This is a genomic window from Nostoc sp. (genome assembly GCF_036916975.1).
In the GTDB taxonomy this organism is placed as follows: Bacteria; Cyanobacteriota; Cyanobacteriia; order Cyanobacteriales; family Nostocaceae; genus Nostoc.
Genome location: NZ_JBALFF010000021.1, coordinates 1 through 18816, shown reverse-complemented (window position 1 = coordinate 18816; position 18816 = coordinate 1). Strand labels below are relative to the sequence as shown.

At 42.3% G+C, this 18816-nt stretch carries 20 protein-coding genes and 2 pseudogenes; 4 read left to right on the top strand and 18 right to left on the bottom strand.

From position 1 onward, the window contains the following. Positions 1-815: 815 nt before the first annotated feature. Entirely contained in the window at positions 816-1430 is a 615-nt protein-coding gene (locus V7K73_RS04195; protein ID WP_334877412.1) for a TetR/AcrR family transcriptional regulator, read from the top strand. A 120-nt stretch (positions 1431-1550) separates the two neighbouring features. Next, positions 1551-2249, top strand: a complete 699-nt coding sequence (locus V7K73_RS04190) for a type 1 glutamine amidotransferase (RefSeq protein WP_334877410.1) — start codon at positions 1551-1553, stop codon at positions 2247-2249. 45 nt (positions 2250-2294) lie between these two features. Here V7K73_RS04190 and V7K73_RS04185 read toward each other — a convergent pair whose 3' ends face one another. The 13 genes and pseudogenes from V7K73_RS04185 to V7K73_RS04125 all read right to left on the bottom strand — a co-directional run bounded on the left by V7K73_RS04185 (position 2295) and on the right by V7K73_RS04125 (position 13650). Then, positions 2295-3377, bottom strand: a complete 1083-nt coding sequence (locus V7K73_RS04185; RefSeq protein ID WP_334877408.1) for an energy-coupling factor ABC transporter ATP-binding protein — start codon at positions 3375-3377, stop codon at positions 2295-2297. Next, positions 3374-4072 carry an ABC transporter permease gene (locus V7K73_RS04180; RefSeq protein ID WP_334877406.1) on the bottom strand — a complete coding sequence of 233 codons (699 nt, stop codon included), beginning with the start codon at positions 4070-4072 and terminating at the stop codon, positions 3374-3376. Before V7K73_RS04180 ends, V7K73_RS04185 begins: the two co-directional genes overlap by 4 nt. A gap of 83 nt (positions 4073-4155) precedes the next feature. Further along, complete coding sequence (locus V7K73_RS04175) at positions 4156-5040, bottom strand: substrate-binding domain-containing protein (RefSeq protein ID WP_334877404.1); 885 nt, start codon at positions 5038-5040, stop codon at positions 4156-4158. A gap of 89 nt (positions 5041-5129) precedes the next feature. After that, the gene (locus tag V7K73_RS04170) at positions 5130-5342 is read right to left on the bottom strand and encodes a hypothetical protein (RefSeq protein ID WP_334877402.1); all 213 of its coding nucleotides are present in this window, start codon (positions 5340-5342) and stop codon (positions 5130-5132) included. Between the two features lie 37 nt (positions 5343-5379). Beyond that, on the bottom strand, positions 5380-5610 hold the full coding sequence (locus V7K73_RS04165; RefSeq protein ID WP_194041385.1) for a hypothetical protein: 231 nt from the start codon (positions 5608-5610) through the stop codon (positions 5380-5382). A 345-nt stretch (positions 5611-5955) separates the two neighbouring features. Beyond that, entirely contained in the window at positions 5956-6558 is a 603-nt protein-coding gene (locus tag V7K73_RS04160; RefSeq protein WP_334877399.1) for a cytochrome c oxidase subunit 3, read from the bottom strand. 144 nt (positions 6559-6702) lie between these two features. Beyond that, entirely contained in the window at positions 6703-8391 is a 1689-nt protein-coding gene (gene ctaD / locus V7K73_RS04155) for a cytochrome c oxidase subunit I (RefSeq protein ID WP_334877398.1), read from the bottom strand. Positions 8392-8405: 14 nt separating this feature from the next. Next, positions 8406-9320: a cytochrome c oxidase subunit II gene (locus V7K73_RS04150; RefSeq protein WP_334877415.1), complete on the bottom strand. Its 915-nt coding sequence runs from the start codon at positions 9318-9320 to the stop codon at positions 8406-8408. Between the two features lie 53 nt (positions 9321-9373). Continuing rightward, positions 9374-9875 (bottom strand): annotated as a pseudogene (locus V7K73_RS04145) (DUF2231 domain-containing protein). Positions 9876-10484: 609 nt separating this feature from the next. Further along, on the bottom strand, positions 10485-10985 hold the full coding sequence (locus V7K73_RS04140; protein ID WP_334877413.1) for a phosphate-starvation-inducible PsiE family protein: 501 nt from the start codon (positions 10983-10985) through the stop codon (positions 10485-10487). A 165-nt stretch (positions 10986-11150) separates the two neighbouring features. Then, complete coding sequence (locus V7K73_RS04135; protein ID WP_334877396.1) at positions 11151-11372, bottom strand: hypothetical protein; 222 nt, start codon at positions 11370-11372, stop codon at positions 11151-11153. A gap of 622 nt (positions 11373-11994) precedes the next feature. Continuing rightward, entirely contained in the window at positions 11995-12816 is an 822-nt protein-coding gene (locus tag V7K73_RS04130) for an NADPH-dependent oxidoreductase (protein ID WP_334877394.1), read from the bottom strand. A 120-nt stretch (positions 12817-12936) separates the two neighbouring features. Continuing rightward, positions 12937-13650, bottom strand: coding sequence for a 2OG-Fe(II) oxygenase (locus V7K73_RS04125; protein ID WP_334877392.1), 714 nt, complete (start codon positions 13648-13650; stop codon positions 12937-12939). Between the two features lie 34 nt (positions 13651-13684). On the opposite strand from V7K73_RS04125, the gene V7K73_RS04120 reads away from it, so the two are divergent. Continuing rightward, positions 13685-13843 carry a hypothetical protein gene (locus V7K73_RS04120; RefSeq protein WP_334877390.1) on the top strand — a complete coding sequence of 53 codons (159 nt, stop codon included), beginning with the start codon at positions 13685-13687 and terminating at the stop codon, positions 13841-13843. Between the two features lie 134 nt (positions 13844-13977). On the opposite strand, the gene V7K73_RS29780 is transcribed toward V7K73_RS04120, so the two are convergent. After that, a complete protein-coding gene (locus tag V7K73_RS29780) occupies positions 13978-14139 on the bottom strand; it encodes a hypothetical protein (RefSeq protein WP_442936733.1) in 162 nt (53 codons plus the stop codon). A gap of 7 nt (positions 14140-14146) precedes the next feature. On the opposite strand from V7K73_RS29780, the gene V7K73_RS04110 reads away from it, so the two are divergent. Further along, entirely contained in the window at positions 14147-14317 is a 171-nt protein-coding gene (locus V7K73_RS04110; protein ID WP_334877417.1) for a hypothetical protein, read from the top strand. 136 nt (positions 14318-14453) lie between these two features. Here the strand turns inward: V7K73_RS04110 and nifV are convergent, their stop codons facing one another. The 4 genes and pseudogenes from nifV to nifH all read right to left on the bottom strand — a co-directional run bounded on the left by nifV (position 14454) and on the right by nifH (position 18141). After that, positions 14454-15572 carry a homocitrate synthase gene (nifV, locus tag V7K73_RS04105; RefSeq protein WP_334877388.1) on the bottom strand — a complete coding sequence of 373 codons (1119 nt, stop codon included), beginning with the start codon at positions 15570-15572 and terminating at the stop codon, positions 14454-14456. Between the two features lie 185 nt (positions 15573-15757). After that, positions 15758-16493, bottom strand: a pseudogene (locus V7K73_RS04100) (substrate-binding domain-containing protein). A gap of 267 nt (positions 16494-16760) precedes the next feature. Continuing rightward, positions 16761-17147, bottom strand: coding sequence for a hypothetical protein (locus V7K73_RS04095; protein ID WP_334877386.1), 387 nt, complete (start codon positions 17145-17147; stop codon positions 16761-16763). Between the two features lie 166 nt (positions 17148-17313). Then, positions 17314-18141 carry a nitrogenase iron protein gene (gene nifH / locus V7K73_RS04090; RefSeq protein ID WP_334877384.1) on the bottom strand — a complete coding sequence of 276 codons (828 nt, stop codon included), beginning with the start codon at positions 18139-18141 and terminating at the stop codon, positions 17314-17316. Positions 18142-18816: the final 675 nt, after the last annotated feature.

The following is an 18816-nucleotide window of genomic DNA, read 5'->3' as shown; positions in this document are numbered from 1 at the left end:
TAACGCAATTATCGGCTTTGAGGCTCTTTAGATGATGACTAATTGTAACCACGAATACTCTTTGTAAATTAATTCCTCAGCGCAAGTAAATTGGCCAGATGTATGATATTCTTGATTTATAGGGAATCTAAACCACTTCACGCACAAAGGATCTCCAAGCACTTGCGCTGTAGTGATGAAGCCAAATCCCATAAGTTAACCAATTGTTTGATGAACTGATGGTCTTGCTTTGCAAGTTTCTGGAGGATTGTGGAAGTACTTGATCGGTAGCAGTTCTGAAGTTCGGGGGGACTTTGGTCTGCTTGCAGTTCATCAATCACTTTTGGGATAAACCTTTTATTATTTACAGATAGTGTTTTCTTAAATCCTCATAAATAATCGAAGTTTTGGCGAATGAAAAAATAGAAGAAGCAATCGATAAATAATATTATTTGCTATTTAACCAATTGGGTAAAATCAACTTGATTCAACATTAAGATGGATAAATAAATTTATTATTTTTAAATAATAAATAATAGTCAATAGTGCTTTTTAATTTTAAATTATTGTTATTTTCTGTTGCTGCTATACATTGTCACACAGAGTTAAAAACCATTTAAAAATCTGAGTATAACGGTATATTTACTTATAGTAATTACAGTGTATACAATAGCTATAACGTCAAAGCCTAATAGAAATTTGAAATGGTTTGCACATTTATACAGTTACTTGAAAAATCTAGTTTAGCTTGAAGTTTAAACAATCCTGAAATGGGAAAAATTTCTGTCAGTATTGAATTAATTAATAATTACACATTATTCAAGGATGCGATCTAAATGACTAAACCTAAAACAACCCGTAAATCTGTTCACGATCGCATCCTAAGTACAGCATCAGGCTTGTTTTATCGAGAGGGAATTCGCAACGTCGGTATTGACAGAATCGTTGCGGAATCTGGTGTTGCTAAAATGTCCCTCTACAATCATTTCAAGTCAAAAGATGCATTGATTGAAGCGTGGCTGCGACAACAGGATGAACAATGGTGTGAATGGCTCAAAACCACGATTGAGCAACGAGCTTCTAACCCATCCCAACAACTACTGGCAATATTTGATGCCCTGCGGGAATGGTTTGAGGGCCCAGATTTTCGAGGTTGTGCATTCATTAATGCTTCAGTGGAACTAGCCAATGCTGACCATCCTGGACATCGAGTAGCGTTGGAGCATCAACAATCGATCTACCACTACATCAAGAGCCTAGCTCAAGCCGCAGAAGTTTTATCACCGGAACAGTTAGCTAGGCAACTGCTTCTTTTAGTGCAAGGTGCGATCGTGGTTGCGATGATGGAAGGAAGTTGGTCAACTGCTTCACAGGCGAAAAAAGTCGCGGCAACGCTAATCCAGACTGCATCAAAATCCAGCGTTACCGAAACAGTGCTGAGTGCTGAGTAAAAAAGCAATAATCGCACAGGCTAAACGCCCCGCTATCCATGTACAGCACTCCTGAAATGAAGTCTATTATATGATTTAATGTAAAAAATCACACTGCAACTAAGTTCGGAGCAATCAAGGATGAGAATTCATTACTTACAACATGTGCCATTTGAAGGACTTGCTAGTATTGAACACTGGTTGACAAAGAAAGATCATATTCTCTCCGCAACTAAGTTTTATAACGGTGACAGTTTACCATCTGTTAATAGTCTAGATTGGCTGATAGTAATGGGCGGGCCGATGAATGTTTATGAGGATGATAAGTATCCTTGGTTAACTTTGGAAAAATATTTTATTGAAGAAGCAATCAAAAATAATAAAATAGTTATTGGCATTTGTCTTGGTTCACAGCTAATCGCTGATGTTTTAGGTTCCAAGGTTTACAAAGGTCAGGAAAAAGAAATAGGTTGGTATCCGATTCAAATGACAACAGAAGCACAAAGTTATCCTGTTTTTGCTTCATTACCTGCAACTTTCACTGTGTTTCATTGGCATGGTGATACTTTTAACTTACCACTGGGTGCTGTACGACTAGCTTCTAGTGAAGTATGTGCAAATCAAGCTTTCATTTATGGAGATAGAGTATTAGGCTTACAATTTCACCTAGAATCAACTCAAGACAGCGTTCTGCAAATTATTGACAATTGCGCCTCAGAATTAGTTACAGGTAAATATATTCAGAAACCCGAAGAAATGCTGGCACGGGATGATGATTTTAGTAATATAAATACTGCCCTGTGTAAAATTTTAGAGTATTTTGCTACTTTTACTGACTAAATTCTAATTTCTCCCCCTATTTCTAGTATAAAACCGTCTATTTTTTTAAACAAAATGTGCATCTTTAGGATTGAATGCTAGTTTAATCATTTCATGGGGATATACATTGCCAAATATATGATTCCGAGGCACTCTAGCGATTAAAGTTTGTTCTCCTACCTTAACCCAAATACTACAAATCCCAATACCATTTAAAACCCGTTCTACTAGCCCTTCAATAATTACCGAACACATTTTGTGTCGCATTGAAGAACTTGCATCGTAAAGATTGAAAGTATCGGCAGATAAACAACATGCAGTAATTGGCTTGGTGATTTCCCCAGGATGTAAAAACTCTATGCCGTTTGCAAGTTTGATAAAACTTCCACGGCTACTACGTTCTACACGGCACGGAATAATATTATCTATTCCTACGAGTCTGGCAAGTTGCTCGTTAGCTGGTCGGCGGATGATAGTTTCCAAGTTATCATCCTGGACAATACAACCGTCAAATAAAGCGATCGCTCGATCGGCAAAATGCAGTATATCTGTAAAATTATGACTGACTAATATGACTGCTGATCCCCTCGCTTGCGCCCACTGTCTAATTTTCTCGATCATCTGGGGACGTATTCCCACATCTAAAGAGGCAGAAGGCTCATCCAAAAGCAGCAATTCGGAATCAGCAACTAAACCGCAGGCAATACAAACTCGTTTCGCTTCACCACCAGACAGAGAACGAGCTGACTGATTTGCTAGGTGTTCACAGCCAAAAGTTATAAGTGCGGTATGTACCGTTTGCTTAATCTTATGTGTTGGTGTGCCGCGAAACTTTAATACCTTGGCAACATTATTAAAAACAGTGTCATCCAGTAGTAAGGTTTCCTGGAATACCAAGGCTGAACGACGACGCAAAAATGTTTTATTAGCATTATTGACATCCTCTCCAAATAATTGCATCTCACCACGGTAAGGTTGCAAGAGATTGATTGTTCTTAACAAAGTGCTTTTACCAGCGCCATTGGGGCCAAGTACAGCAACCAATTCTCCTGGACGAACTGTAAAATTTTCAATTGACAGGATATTTTTACGTGTTTTGCTATCGACGCTCACCTGTCGCATATTCAGAACATACTCGTTAGGACTCATAAAATTTTTTTGTCATGCTGTAGGATAGTCAGCAACACGATAACGGTGTATGTGATAATCAAGAGAATATATGCGATCGCCATCGCCATATCGTAATTTCCTTTCCCTACTTCCAAAACGATCGCTGTAGTCAAAACTCTTGTCTGCCCCTTGATATTGCCGCCCACCATCATGGATGCACCAACTTCCGAGATGACGCGACCAAAACCAGCCATAATTGCAGCCATTAACCCTAACCGTGCTTCCTTGATTAGCAACCAGTTGACTTGCCACTGTGTCGCCCCCATTGATAACAGTCGCCAGCGTAGTTTCGGATTAATACTGATAATTGCCGCAAAACTGAAGCCAGCGACAATTGGAAAAGCAATGATGGCTTCGGCTATGATCATAGCTGTGGGCGTGTACATCAAATCCAGATTTCCTAACGGGCCAGATCGCCACAAAAACAGACTGACGAATAAACCGATTACGACAGGTGGCAATCCCATACCAAAATTAATCAAACTAGTCACAGTCTGCTTGCCGACGAAATCCACTAATGCTAGCCACAGTCCTAATGGTAGTCCCAGTAAAACGCTAATGGCTGTAGCTGTCCCAGATACGAACAATGTCATCGTCATGACTTGGAAAACGTCACTGTCGCCACTGGTTAATAGCTCAAAAGCTTTGAAAGCTCCTTCGATGATTGTATTCACAAATACAAATCTCTTAAAAAATTGGGAAATAATACTTAAATATGCAGTAAAGTAAGCATTGATGATCTGATGCTCAAGTTTCTTTAAAAGCCGTAATCTTTCTCCGTTTTACCGGCATCAACATAAAATAGCGGTTGTCCGAACTCTTTTTTCCCGTGGGCTGCAATCAGTGTCTGTCCTTCAGGAGATAAGACAAAATTAATAAACGCTTTAGCTCCTGCACTGTTCACCTTGGGGAATTTCTGAGAATTTACTTCCATGACATGGTAGAGATTTAACAGTTTCTTGTCTCCTTGCACCAGTACTGGCAAAGACAGGTTTTTCTTCTGATATATATAGGTTGCTCGATCTGCTAAGGTATATCCTAGTTTTTGGTTAGCAACTTGCAAAGTTTGCGCCATTCCTGAACCTGTTTGCTGATACCAACTGCCAGATGGTGTGATGTTTGCCTGTTGCCATAAATCTTTTTCTAGTTTGTTAGTACCTGAGTCATCACCCCGCGATACAAATAATGCTTGGTTTTTAGCAATCAGGGAGAATGCTTCCACAGCATTCTTTTTACCTCGAATCTTTGCCTTGTCAGCATCTGGGCCGACAATCACAAAGTCATTGTGCATTACCAAGTGGCGATTAATCACTGCACCACCTGACAAAACTTTGCGTTCGGCTTTAGGTGAATTGACGAATAGCGCGTCAACCTCGCCTTTTTCAGCCAGAGCTAAAGCTTGTCCGGTACCGACTGCAACCTTTTTGAGCTTATATCCTGTTTTCTTTTCAATCGCCGGAACTAAATCATCTAGCAGTCCGCTATCCTCAATACTGGTTGTCATCGCCACGATCACATCTTTCTTCGCTGGGGACTGTCCAAGAATTGGCTCTTGGTTGACTAGTAGTCTACCAAAGCCGATGCAAAGAATCGCCAGGAAACTTACCAAACACCCATCGCGCACTGCCCGATGATTGATCATTGCACTCTCCTACCAATATGTGTGCCAATATTTTTTACTAGGGCAAGTAAACCTTACATTGGGAAGTATAAGCAAGATTGAGTAGGAAATCAACCATTTATGTTGTTTTCCAGACAATTGTCATGATGAGAAGGATTCTTGACAAGATGCTGGATGATTCGTGGATATGCTCTGCTGTTAGAAATTTTTCCTTCTTTTCGCAACGGCTGGTGTTTTATCATTTGATACTGGAGCGATCGCAGTTGATCAAAGACTGCGATCGCAACAGGTTCGTGTATCCACGATGGATTTAAGAATAGCAACTGGAGGCATCCAGGTAGCCCTAGATATTAAAGGAGGCTATTCTCCTGGCATCAGTAAGCGGTAAAGGAAGTTTTTACTTACTTGGTTCTGTCTAGCCATTTCTAGAAGTAGTATATCTCCATTTTTGAGGAGGACGAAAAAGCATTGAGCATCGAGGTAATCATCGTTGCGTAATCCTTCATCAGCGACCTTTGTTTCCTCTATCTCTTCATAGTTCAAGTAATGCTCTTTGTCTTCAACATCTACTACATTAAATACGACTGGCATAGGCTTTTAAGTTACAAGAGTACATTGTCGAGCATAAATCGTATAGTTACTTCAAGTCTGTTAGTTTAGTTGCAAAAAATAACCCTCCTGGGATGTTCTGCGAGGGTTCGGGCTTATTATAAGGATTTCTAGTATTCCAAGGGCATCTAATGCGCCTTTGGTATTTTAACTAAGTCATTAATTAGCCAACTTGGAACTAATCAAGACAACCAAAACACGCTTCAAAATGTCTCACATCCTCAAACAAAACACAATAGTGCTGGCAATAGTTATCTATGAAGGTCACTGCGTTAACTGCTATTCGACATGGCGATATTCCGCATAAAAACCTCAGACCACAAAGAGTCATTGCCAGATATAAATAAGGATAAACAAAACAATCCAGATGACATCAACAAAGTGCCAGAAAATAGAAGTGGCATTTACACCAAAATGACCTGTATCGTAGTTACCAGGAATGAAAGAGCGACCCAAAACAATTATCTGCAACAAAATGCCAGTGAGAACGTGCAAACCGTGGAAGCCCGTTAACAAGTAAAATGTGCCACCGAATGTCCCGGAGGTGAAACTAAACTCCAGGTGACTCCATTCAATCGCTTGTCCGACTAAAAAGTAACTTCCCATTGCGATCGTTGCCAAGAGATACAGGCGAAACCCTTTCAGATCATGACGTTGCAGGGCTTTTTCTGCTAAGTAGATGACAAAGCTACTGGCAACTAAAATAACTGTGTTGATTGCCGGATCTTTGAGTTCTAATCCTGAAACACCAGCTGGTAGCCAGTTAGGAGTAGTTGTTTTGTAGATAATATATCCGGCGAAAAAACTTAAAAAGATGACGCTTTCAGACATCAGGAAGATGATGAAGCCAAACATCTTGTTGCCTTCTTCGTCGTGGCTATCTTCTGCGTCTGTGTGGTGCAACTCATTTGAATTGATATAACTGTCCATTGGTAGAGTTTGCTTTTAGCTTAAGGGTGAATTTGAAACGCAAAGGAGAGGCAGCGCGTGGGGATCTCCCCCATGAGCGACTGCCGTCGCAAAGGGAAGCGCAGAGGTACGCGGAGGGTTTTTGCGTCTTTCCCATACTCTGAGTTAGTCTGCGCTTGTCAATGTTGAGTGGCTGTTTTCGTGTAGGTTAGCTGTCAACCGTTCAGACTTGCCGTAGCCGTAGGGTTCAGAGATGATGATGGGAATTTCTTCAAAGTTCTCTACTGGGGGTGGAGAAGAAACCATCCACTCTAATCCAATTGCCCGCCAAGGATTGTCAGGTGCTTTCTCTCCTTGCATCCAAGAAATCACCATGTTGAATATGAAGGGCAAAGTTGACATTCCCAACAAAAATCCGCCGAGGCTAGCAATAATATTCCAGAATTGATACTCCGGGGCGTAGGAGGCAACTCGGCGTAACATTCCTTGCAATCCCAAGGGGTGCATGGGCAAAAAGTTGATGTTGGTGCCGATGAATGCCAGCCAGAAGTGTATTTTACCCCAGCCTTCGTGGTACATCCGCCCAGTCATCTTGGGGAACCAGTGGTAGATGGCAGCAAATAAGCCCATCGTCACTGTGCCGTAAAGGACATAGTGGAAGTGACCTACTACAAAATAAGTATTGTTGACGTGAACATCAACAGGCACAGAAGAAAGCATGATACCTGTGATGCCAGCGAAGACAAACATTACCAATCCACCCAAGGCAAACAGCATCGGTGTATTCAGCCGCAGCTTACCTCCCCAAATAGTTGCTACCCAAGCAAATACTTTAATTCCCGTGGGTACAGAGACGCACATCGTCGTCAGCATGAAAATCAACCGCATCCAGCTTGATGTACCACTGACGTACATGTGGTGTACCCAAACGATACCGCTCACTCCTGCAATCAAGATGGATGAAATAGCGACTACTTTGTAACCAAATAGAGGTTTACGTGAATAAACTGGGAAGATTTCTGAGAAAATCGCAAAGACAGGCAGAATAATCACGTAAACGGCGGGATGGGAGTAGAACCAGAAGTAATGCTGGAACATGACTGGATTCCCGCCCTTGCTGGGGTCAAAAAAGCTCGTGCCAACTGTGAGGTCGAGTAACAACATCACCGCACCAGCTGTTAATGCAGGCAGTCCGAAAAGTTGGATGATTTGGGCGCTAAATACTCCCCAGACAAACAACGGCATTCTGAAGAAGCCCATGCCTGGGGCCCGCATCTTGACGATGGTGGTGACAAAGTTAACTGCCCCCATAATCGAGGATACACCGGAAATTGCCACTGCCAACAGCCAGACAACTTGCCCATTAATCAAGTTACCTGTGGGGTTTTGGAGACTGACTGGTGGATAAGACCACCAACCTGCTTGGGCTGGTCCACCAGGAACCAAAAAGCTACCCATCAAAAGAATTCCCACTACTGGCACCATCCAAAAGGCAACAGCATTTAGGCGGGGAAATGCCATATCTCGCGCCCCAATCATTAATGGCACGAGATAGTTAGCAAAACCAACTAGGGAGGGAAATGTCCATAAAAACAGCATTATAGTGCCGTGCATAGTGAACATCCCGTTATAGACGGTGCGATCGACTAAATCTGATTCGGGTGTTAGCAGTTCTCCCCGAATCACCATTGCGAAAATACCGCCGATAAGAAGAAAGAAGAAAGAAGTAACGAGGTATTGGATACCAATAACTTTGTGGTCAGTGCTAAAGCTGAAGTATTGTTTCCAGTTACCCGGAGATTCGTGGTGTGGCTTCTCACTGGGGAGAATACCTTCGATTGGGATATTTGTCATTGCTGAATTTCCTTTCAACCGGGATAATTGACCAAAGGAGGTGCCGCAGGTGCAACTCTGACCCAACCAGTTTTGACTGACTTACTGGCTGCTTGGGCATACTCAGAATTTGCTTGATTATTCGCGGGAGATGGTTTTTGGGTTGCGGCTTTAGCTAACCACTGGTGGTAATCCTCTGGTGATTCGACGACTACATTCGCTTGCATGGTGGCAAAGTATGTGCCGCTATATTGGGAATCGGTAAGCCGATATTTACCCGCACGGATGGGAGTAAATTCAAAGTCGATGCTCTGGTTGGGAATAATATCTTGCTTGAGGCGGAATGCCGGAATGTAGAAGCCGTGGAGAACGTCTTGCGATCGCAGTGCCAAACGCACGCGGCGATCGCTAGGCAAATGCAACTCACTACTGGTAATATCTTTCTCAGGGTAATGGAACACCCAAGCCCATTGTTTAGCTAGAACATCAATCTTTTCAACAGGTTCCGCTAAGTCCTCTTGTGGTGCTGCGAATGCCGATTCTATCCCCATCGGGTTATGCAAATGGACAAGTTCCATTGGCCCTTGAATCCCCATTTGCTCGTAGACTTGGTAGCTAGAACCTGCAATCCAAAACACCAAGAGAATTGGGATGACTGTCCAGATAACTTCCACAGTAATATTACCGTCAATTGGAGGGCCGTCACTCAAGTCATCCTTTTCTGCCCGATGGAAAATAATGGAGTACATCAGAGTGCTAGTCACTCCCAGGAAGATGAAAGCACCCAGCGTTACCAAAAAGCTAATCAAATCATCAATTAGTTGTGATTCGGCTGCTGCTTGGGGAGGAAGCCATGAGTAAGCCTGTTTACCAATCCAGAGACTGATAGAAGTCACGGCAATCCCGCCCGTAATCACTGTTAAAATATTTAAAGTCTTGTGGATGTTCATAGTCATTGGTTATCGGGCATGGGGCATTGGTCAAATGACAAATGCCAAATGACTTACTTGAGTGTTGTGTTAAGATTTTGGCCCAATCGCAGCAAATTATCTGCTGTATTGTGTACGCCAAATTCGGTGGCTAGTTGCGCTCCTAGTGTCCCGTGGACAAACATAATCAACATGATTGCTATCCCTGCGAACAGGTAATTTGTCAGGGTTGCGTGTACGAAGTACATAACGCCAAGCTGTAATCGCTGCAATAATTCCAGACAGCGACCAGCCAAGCAGTGTATGCATGTTCAGCACTGCCTTGACAGCATCGTAAGGTGTTGCCAAGCCAGCTTCAAACTGACCAAATATGACGGCAACAAAGATAGCGATCGCAGCGACACACATATTCCACCAACCCACTTCAAAAAGACGAGTGTTACCTGTGAAATAACCAACTACATCGCAGGCAAAGGCAAACAACACCATCGCAATTACGAAGTGGACAACGATGGGATGAATTGTATCTGGGTAGGGTAAATCGTGGTCGTTCAAAGATGTAAAGTAATCAAGCATTGCCTTCTAATCCATCTATTAGCTAGAAGTTAATATTTAGTAGCGACAAACTAACTTCTAACCCTTAACGGTCACAACCTTTTGACTTCCATAACGACTCAGGTTGGACTTAAAATCTATCCAAATAACAGTAATAATTCTCATAATGAGAATTATTTATACAAGGCAGCTTCATTTTGATAGGTAGAAGTCTTGGAATCTGATGCACCCCACCAGATGACTTTCGGCATTATTACGCCCAATGTTGCAGTGCCATTGAAGGTTGATAGGCAAGAAACAGGGGCTTGAGTGGAAAAATACTGAAAACGTACTTAACGCTGCATCGCTCATCTGAAAGCGTTTATTCTTACCTGAACGCTTACCGGAGATATTTGACTGAATCAAACTCACTTCTACGGTTATGAGCTAGCGAGATACAAAAACTACACCTTTAAGATAAATTTTGCATAGCTCAAGCTCATAATTAAAATTGGTGGCCTTTAAGTGTGCCTTATTTTTTGAAGATTTTTGTGTTTTTGATTTTCTATCTCCATATATAAAGAATATCATACATCTGGCAAATTTACTTGCGATCGCTAACTAATTTTCAAACAGTATTTGTGGTTACAATTAATCAGAAGCTAGAGAGTTTTTAGCCAATAGTTGCGCTTTTTCTGCTGTTTCTGGGTTAGCAGTTTTGACCTGTTCAAGAAAACGAGATATCCAAGGTAAAGCCACCATAATTCCTGTTAAAACTAATAAAAATACAGCTATTCCATAAATTTGGTCACGAGGAATTTCGAGAACACCGCGTAAAATTACCTCTCTTAAAGCAGAAACAATAGTAATTTCTACTGCTGCGGTAACAGATGTTCGCTGTTGTTGTAGATGATCAATTAACAGGCGGAACAACTCTACCAAAATCAAAATGAACAGGATATCAGATGTTACTTGCCGCAAATCTAATGGACTCAAAAAGGATAAGAACATATCTCCCAGTCGGATGAGCATCACACAGAATAAACCAAGGCAGAGAGAAATGATAATAAAATCTTGAAAAAACTCCAGGTTACGTACAATTGTATTTCTTTTTAACCAGTCATTTAAGTTTAAAGTTAGCCCTTTGAGCATCGTATTTCCTAACAGTCTAGATTCATTTATTTCCATAACTGAAATAGTGCTGAGTATCTAGCATTGATTACTCAGCACGGGCTAAACCTTAGCTATCCGCTAACGGACTTCATTCAACCCCCATTATTTAGCTATGGGGTTCAACTCAGCCGTATTAAACGATTTTTAACCGTTGAGTTTATGTGCGGTTTCGGCAGTTTTCATCTTGGATGCTGCGGTTGTTAAGTTATTCGCAGCCTTGATGATCTCTTGTAAGGTTTCGTTGATCAGATTTTCATCAGGGGGAGCTTCTAATAAGTAAGTTTCTATGAAAATCTCCACTCGATTCATAATTATTTTGGCTTGAGAGCGTAGTCTGTTGAGGTCTTTAGTAGACAAATTATTCATTGTTTGAAGCTCCTTTGGTTTCACGGGGTAATTCTACATTTTTGGTCAGCAATTCTCAGTCAAAGAGCGATTCTTACAGTTCAGCCCTTTTTTGAAAGATAAAGCTTGCTGGAGTATCCATTAAATCGTTCGCCTGTTGACTGCTTAAAATGCCTTCAGATTCCCCAAATTAGTACAAAGGTTTCAAGCAGGAGAATTGCTGGGGCTGGCGAGTTAGCGAGTCTATTTTAGGACTTACGCACTGAAAATATAAAACTAGTGAGGGTAAAAGAACGAACCACAGACAACACAGAGTCCGAGAAGAAAAGAGATGTTTAAGAACTTTCTGACCCAGTAAACTTGCCTTGGCAGACTATTAGGGTTTGAGATTGCTTCTATTGGAGATGCTGCACTTGTAATGACATAATTTTGTCACGGTGCGTAAGTTATATATCTATTCCTGAGACTTACGCACCGAAGTCATCTTTTGAGACTGAGTGTAGGGTTTTGAGTCTTTAAGCGTCAAAAGCTTTGGTGCAGATATCAGAAGTTCTTCTTTAGTCGCCGCTCTTGCTAGCTTACTTAAGATTAAGGGTACGGTGAATGCTTAGAGTTCTTCGTGTCTTCTAGCTGTTGACTCCTTTTATAGCAATTTGAAGCCGAAGTTGTTGAGAGTTTCACGTAAGTATTTGCACCCTTTTAAATAGTCTAAAGTGGCAATCCGCTCGGCTGAGTGTTGCGACCAATCACCAGGGACATTCATTTTTTGTTCAGTGTAGAATTCTTTCATGATATCGTTATAGTGAGCGATCGCATCATCTTGCTCTGCCAATTTATAGGTTTCCCGGTGGAATACAGCTGGCTGAGGTAGACGCGGCTTAACAACAGGTTGTGCTTCAGGATTGGGATAACCCACACACAACCCAAACACAGGAAACACAAAAGGTGGCAAATTCAATAACGTGGCTACCTCTTGAGTACTTTTGCGGATTGCGCCGATATATACCGTTCCTAAGCCAACAGATTCAGCAGCTACAATCGCATTTTGCGCTGCGACTGAAGCATCGACTATTGCTTTAACCAACAGTTCTACATAATCCAGAGCTACGGGAGCTAGTCCACGACTTAGGGCAATATGAGCTAGACGACCTAAATCTGCTAACCAAACGAAGAATACAGGAGCCTGGTTAATCCATACTTGGTTATTAGCCAGTCTGCATAATTCTGCTTTGCGCTCTTGATCTTCAACTGCTACTACACTCCAGGTTTGCATATTAGCTGAACTAGGAGCAGATTGAGCAGCTGCAACTAGCCATTCTAGGGTTCCTGGTGGTAAAGGATCGGATAGATAAGACCGGACTGAACGGTGGGCTATTAGCGTTTCTAGAGAATCGTTCCAGTCAATTTCGTGATTGAAGGGAACTTCACCGTAGCGCGATCGCAGTAGTTCTGTAGGATTAGTCATAGTCAGCTTTTGAACCTGAACGCTTTTTTACAATTTCAGAGGGATTACCAACGACAAGGAAGAACCAGAAAATCAGGAGGCTGATTTTCTGACAAAAGTAGAGAGCAAAATACTTAATTGCTACGCAGCTAGCTGGGTTTTTCCGAAATCTGAAGTTAGGCGATCGTTCCGAAAAAAAGCAACTCGTAAGGCTAGCCGATACTCAGATGCAGGACAAGTAAGCGGAGTTACCATATGCCAAGAATTGTCAGAACGTGCGATCGCAACTGAGGAATCGCTCAGGGGTAAAATATCTTGGAAGACAGATTCCGGCTGGGAGTCTTTGAGAATTCGCAAACAGCCTCCCCACTCTACAGACCATTGTTGATTGAAAAATAGCAGATGAGTTAAAAGTTTGTTCGGCTCGTCTGTATGAGGGTGATGCAAGTGTCCTGAGCTATACCGACGAAATCCAATATCCATTACACAGTCTTTTAGTTCCAACCCAGACATTTCAGCTAAAGCTTTGCGGTAAGAATCTGTCCACAGTCCTTCTATCAACTGTCGCCAGACTTTACTGAGGTGTCTTAAGTCATAAGTAAGTCTGCCTTGTGCCATCCGCTCTCGCCAGCGATTATCGCTAGATTTGAGCATCAAGGAAATATCCTCGCTAGTTGCAAGCATCTTTCCCCAGGAGTATCCGTATCCCTCTCCCTCCGACAGGCGAAACTCTTCGTGGGGAAAACTCGCAGTTAGTTCTAAGCTTGCTTCTGGTGAAAGCAGGTTTTTGATCAAAGCCCAATTGTATGGGACTTTTTGCATTGCTGTGGTACGAATGGAATCAAAATTAAGCATGGTAGAAAAAACGCTTTAATAGAATTAACCAATCATGATTACCCTGGACATCAAGTGGTATTGGAGCATCAACAATCGATTTACCTCTGCATCAAAAAGCTTGGCTCAAGCCGCAGAAGTTTCATTGCTGGAACATTTAGGAGTCGTTCCAACCAATTTCGTAATTGAAAGGAATTTCACGCGATCGCAATAATTTTGTAGGATTTGTCATAGCCAACTTTTGAACTTGAACGTTTTTTTACGATTTCAGAGGGATTACCAACCTCATTGCAAATTTGTTTAGGTGTAAGACAACTCGCTTTATCGATAGCGGTTCTTCACCACTACTCAAAATAAGTCCAGATCAACTTCCCCAGAATCAAACTGCTTCCCCTGTTGTTTGAGTGATTGTGCTTGGAGACTACGCAACAGGGAGCGCAAAACATCAGTCTTAGTGCGTTGGAACCGCTTGCAGTGCTGCTCTAGAAGTTGCCGTTCTTCTGGAGACAATTGAAAAGTGCTCCATCCTTGCTCTTTTCTCGGCATAGCTAATACCAACATTATTGGTAATATTCTAGCAGTTGGTACAATAATTGCGATGCCTGCGGCGGGCTGCGCCTACGCTAACCTGAGACAGAATTGTGATGCTTTCTTAACCAACTTCACTTTTGATTTCTGGTCAAACTAATTAAAAGCTTACAAGCTCATATACTTACGTTTTAATGGGTAAAAGGACAATATAACTTACAGCGTTTTTCAAGTAATTTAACTACACCACACCCTACTCTCCATTTCCCTGTAATGTTTTGATAGGTGTTCTGCATTTACCTTTGGGGAACAAAACTCAGAAGTTCTTCAACCGTGAGACTGCGCTTAACTTTTACTGACTGATGCTTTACAGCATCCAGCACTGATTGAATTTCTGGCTGACTGAGAGTGATTCCATGTTCTTGCAATACACTGAATATCAGATGCCGACCGGAATGTTTGCCTACAACAAGGCGACGTTCCCAACCAACATCTTCCGGCGCAAACGGTTCGTAAGTACCGGGATTTTGCAACACACCGTGAGCATGAATGCCCGACTCGTGTGCAAAAGTATTTTCACCCACGATCGCTTTCCAGGGAGGAACCGGCCAATTAGCAGCTTTAGCAACTAACCGCGACAGTTCCAGCAACCGTTTTGTATTGATACCGGTTGGGATGCCATAGAGGTGTTTCAGTGCCATCACCATTTCTTCCAGCGCAGCATTACCTGCGCGTTCGCCAATCCCATTTACTGTAGTGTTGACCGATCGCGCCCCTGCTTCAATACCAGCTAGCGAGTTTGCCATTGCCAGTCCAAAATCATTATGCGTGTGCATTTCTATGGGAATGAATAGATGATGCACAAGGGAGCGAACTTTGCTGTAAGTGTTCAGAGGGTCGAGAATTCCTACAGTGTCACAAAAGCGAAACCGAAAAGCTCCCAACTCTTGAGCATAATATGCCACATCCAATAGAAAAGATGGATCGGCTCTAGAAGAATCTTCTCCGCCAACAGATACAGCTAAACCGCGATCGCAAGCAAAATTAATCGCATCCCGCAGAAGATCCAGCATTACCTGCTGCTTACCCCCAAACTTGGCGGCAATCTGAATTTCCGAGACAGGAACCGAAATATGCACCCGTTCCAAACCACAATCTATAGATGCCTGGATATCAGACAATTTAGCACGGTTCCAACCAAGTAATTGGGCATTTAATCCCAGATTAGCGATCGCTCGGATCGATTCTGCTTCTTCTTGCCCCATTGCCGGAACGCCAATTTCTAGTTCTGGAACACCAATGGCATCAAGAAAAGTAGCGATCGCAATTTTTTCTTCAACGTTAAAGGCTACACCTGCCGCTTGTTCGCCATCTCGCAAGGTTGTATCGTTAATCTGAACGGGATGTTTGTTCATAGTGAAGTGATGATTCATTTTGCAGCTAACTTGTTGGGTGATTTTGATTTGCTTGAGTAATTCGTAATTGAAAAACAGAGCAGCTAACTTGAGTTATGGAAACTAAAAGACATATTCCTTAGCCGTAGGGTAATAATTACGAATTACGTAGCTTGCTTCTCGCCCTTGGCGAGTATTACGAATTATTAAATATTTGCTACAACTTCCCCAATATTGCTAGTGTCATAGCCGCTGAGAATCTCTAATTGCGATCGCACTAGCTGATGTCCCAAGATACTAAGAAACTGCTTTACTGGTTCTTCTTCCAAGTATTCTTTAATAATCACCAAGTCATATCGCGCCCTATGAAGGGGGATAAATCCCAACCCAAAGGCAGTAGCTATAGATGCCGTACTGATACCTGCATCAGCAATTCCTGAGACCACAGACAAGGCAACATCTTGATGGCTGTGAACGATATGGTCAGATCCTTTAACTTTGTGCAATGGCACTCCTTCTTCTTGGAGTTTTCGTTCTAAAAGCATCCGACTGCCAGAACCCACTTCATGGGTGACAATAGTTGCTCCAAAATCTACTAAGTCGGAAACTGTTTTAACTCCCATTGGGTTTCCTGGTGGGACTAACATGATCCTCAACCCGCGCTAGACTAACTCGTGATTGCTGTTGCTTAGGGGCTGATCCCGCGAGAATTGCCTCAACTTCTGGTAAATCTTCCTCAAACCAGAATAATTCCTCGACTTGGCAACCAACCGCCTTGGCTAAACGTAGTGACATAGCAACAGAAGGAGCATATTGTCCTAATTCCACACCACCAATACTCTGACGAGTTACGCCAGCTATATTAGCCAATTCTTGTTGACTCATGCCCAAGCGAGTTCTAATTGACTTCAGGTTATTGCAAAGATTCACATCCAGTTTCATGAGGCTGTATCTCTCCGTTAGAAAAAGCCGCAACAGACAAAATTAAATTTGTTGGGTCAATAACAAGGTTTTCTAGTGTTTGCCGTTTTTGTTGGGAGACATATTGATGTTTTGACAATTTCGCTTATTTTTGCAAGCATAACATACATCTTGCTAGAATACTTGCATTTTTGGATACTATTTAGCGATCGCCATAGGCATCGCCTTTTCATCATCTGCTAACCAAGGTGATGCCTACAGCGGCAAGCTACCTCACCAACAGAAAACTTAGTCCAAGTGCGGTAAGTCCTGATCTAAATGCCAATTGCCTTTTTTAATTGGTACTGCCACCCACTGGAGTTCCAACCATAAGATCGGGTTCTTTTCCTTCAACCTTGAGGCGGGATCGCGGATAATGCGTGTGGCGTTTATGCAAACAGCGTCAGATATCCCCAAATCTTGGGCAACGCCTCTGAAAATATCTTTGTAGGCATTGAGTGAGGCAGACAGTATGTTAGGATAATATACGACAAAATGTTGTATAAGTTTTGGAGGGCAGCCCCAGTAAGAGTTTACGAGTTCGACGTGGCAGTACTGGAGCAACTCGCCTACTTTTGCACAGCGTCCCTTGACTACGGTAGTAAATTTTTGGACTAAAACCTCTTCGGTCAACATAATGAGTTCTCCTCCTTCAATGAGGTAGACGAATTTTGGCATAGTTCAGAACGCCGATTTCTCAAATGGTGGTAAGAAGTTTACGCAGTTTTTTCTGCTTTTTCGAGTAAGAGATTGCCAATTGCTCCAGGCATTTTGTATGAGGGATAACCCCTACTGCATCGTCTTAGTCAAACAACCCAAACTTTACCAGCAGTTCCTCTAGCTGCTCGTTAGACATAGATTTCGGAGTCACAAAATCTGTATTTTGGTCAATTGCCGTTGCCAGATTGCGATAGTGCTGCGCCTGTTCACACTCAGGAGCATACTCAATCACCGTCTTGCGGTGGAACTCTGCTCGCTGCACCATGTTGTCTCTGGGTATGGAGTAGATCATTTGAGTCCCCAGTTTCTCTGCCAGAGCTTTGATCAAATCATCTTCCTCATCGACTTTGCGAGAGCTGCAAATCAATCCTCCCAGACGTATACCGCCTATAGGAGCATACTTTTGAATGCTTCGGCAGATGTTGTTGACGGTATACATTGCCATAATTTCCCCAGAAGTGACAATGTAAATTTCTTGAGCTTTGCGTTCACGAATGGGCATGACAAATCCACCGCATACCACATCACCCAGGCCATCATAAAATGTATAATCAAGTTTAACTGCATCATCATAAGCACCAAGTTGTTCGAGCAACCCAATTGATGTCAGAATGCCTCTACCTGCACATCCCACACCAGGTTCCGGCCCACCCGATTCAACACACAGCGTCTTCCCCCATCCCACCTGACGGAAGTCTTCTAGATTCACATCATCATCTTCTTCTTTACGCAGCGTATCGAGTACAATCTTCTGGTGGAATCCCCCCAAAAGGAGCCGGGTGGAGTCTGCTTTCGAGTCACACCCTACAACCATCACCTTACGACCTATATCAGTCAGTCCAGCCACTACGTTTTGAGTCGTTGTTGACTTGCCAACTCCCCCTCTTCCATAAATAGCAATCTTCCGCATAAAAACCTCAATAATGGCGCAGACTTATTGATTTGGCTCTAAGATTATGGTGTAATCAAGCAGAGTATTGATAAAATTGGAGTTGTAATTCTTGAAAGTATTTACTACCCAGTTGGTGACTGCATTGATGCTGTTAGATAGTGGACTTCAGCCGTCTACCAGCACTATAAATATTGCAGTTATTTGTTAGAAGTTAAACAGCTTCTTACAGATATGGCAGTAAATATTAGTAGGATGCGAAATACAACAAGAGTGCTAAAAATTAGTTCCAATCCTGTCACCAAAAATTCAAAAAACTTTCACAGATACGGCAGGTAAATAAGAAATTTCTGTTTACTCAGAGCAAGACAAGCATTATTTTCGTTGCAAAGAAGATACATAGAAAAATCAGTCCAGCCTACGCTATGGCAACAGCTTCGCCAAACGAAAAACCGATTTTTGGGCGGTTTTGCTCCACTTCGATTAACGTTATGCCGTCACCAATAACTGATGAGGCTGGTCTGATACTCACTTCAAAGGAACCTAAGGAGTTTTTGTCCTTGTATTAGATTCCCTATAAATCAAGAATATCATACATCTAGCCAATTTACTTGCGCTGAGGAATTAATTTACAAAGAGTATTCGTGGTTACAATTAGTCATCATCTAAAGAGCCTCAAAGCCGATAATTGCGTTA

Coding starts and splice junctions, on each gene's coding strand:
- V7K73_RS04150 (WP_334877415.1), bottom strand. CDS start 9,320: ATGAACATCCACAAGACTTTAAATATTTTAACAGTGATTACGGGCGGG.
- V7K73_RS04130 (WP_334877394.1), bottom strand. CDS start 12,816: ATGACTAATCCTACAGAACTACTGCGATCGCGCTACGGTGAAGTTCCC.
- V7K73_RS04095 (WP_334877386.1), bottom strand. CDS start 17,147: ATGTTGACCGAAGAGGTTTTAGTCCAAAAATTTACTACCGTAGTCAAG.
- V7K73_RS04165 (WP_194041385.1), bottom strand. CDS start 5,610: ATGCCAGTCGTATTTAATGTAGTAGATGTTGAAGACAAAGAGCATTAC.
- V7K73_RS04185 (WP_334877408.1), bottom strand. CDS start 3,377: ATGAGTCCTAACGAGTATGTTCTGAATATGCGACAGGTGAGCGTCGAT.
- V7K73_RS04140 (WP_334877413.1), bottom strand. CDS start 10,985: ATGCTCAAAGGGCTAACTTTAAACTTAAATGACTGGTTAAAAAGAAAT.
- V7K73_RS04175 (WP_334877404.1), bottom strand. CDS start 5,040: ATGATCAATCATCGGGCAGTGCGCGATGGGTGTTTGGTAAGTTTCCTG.
- V7K73_RS04160 (WP_334877399.1), bottom strand. CDS start 6,558: ATGGACAGTTATATCAATTCAAATGAGTTGCACCACACAGACGCAGAA.
- V7K73_RS04135 (WP_334877396.1), bottom strand. CDS start 11,372: ATGAATAATTTGTCTACTAAAGACCTCAACAGACTACGCTCTCAAGCC.
- ctaD (WP_334877398.1), bottom strand. CDS start 8,391: ATGACAAATATCCCAATCGAAGGTATTCTCCCCAGTGAGAAGCCACAC.
- V7K73_RS04195 (WP_334877412.1), top strand. CDS start 816: ATGACTAAACCTAAAACAACCCGTAAATCTGTTCACGATCGCATCCTA.
- nifV (WP_334877388.1), bottom strand. CDS start 15,572: ATGAACAAACATCCCGTTCAGATTAACGATACAACCTTGCGAGATGGC.
- V7K73_RS04190 (WP_334877410.1), top strand. CDS start 1,551: ATGAGAATTCATTACTTACAACATGTGCCATTTGAAGGACTTGCTAGT.
- nifH (WP_334877384.1), bottom strand. CDS start 18,141: ATGCGGAAGATTGCTATTTATGGAAGAGGGGGAGTTGGCAAGTCAACA.
- V7K73_RS04125 (WP_334877392.1), bottom strand. CDS start 13,650: ATGCTTAATTTTGATTCCATTCGTACCACAGCAATGCAAAAAGTCCCA.
- V7K73_RS04120 (WP_334877390.1), top strand. CDS start 13,685: ATGATTACCCTGGACATCAAGTGGTATTGGAGCATCAACAATCGATTT.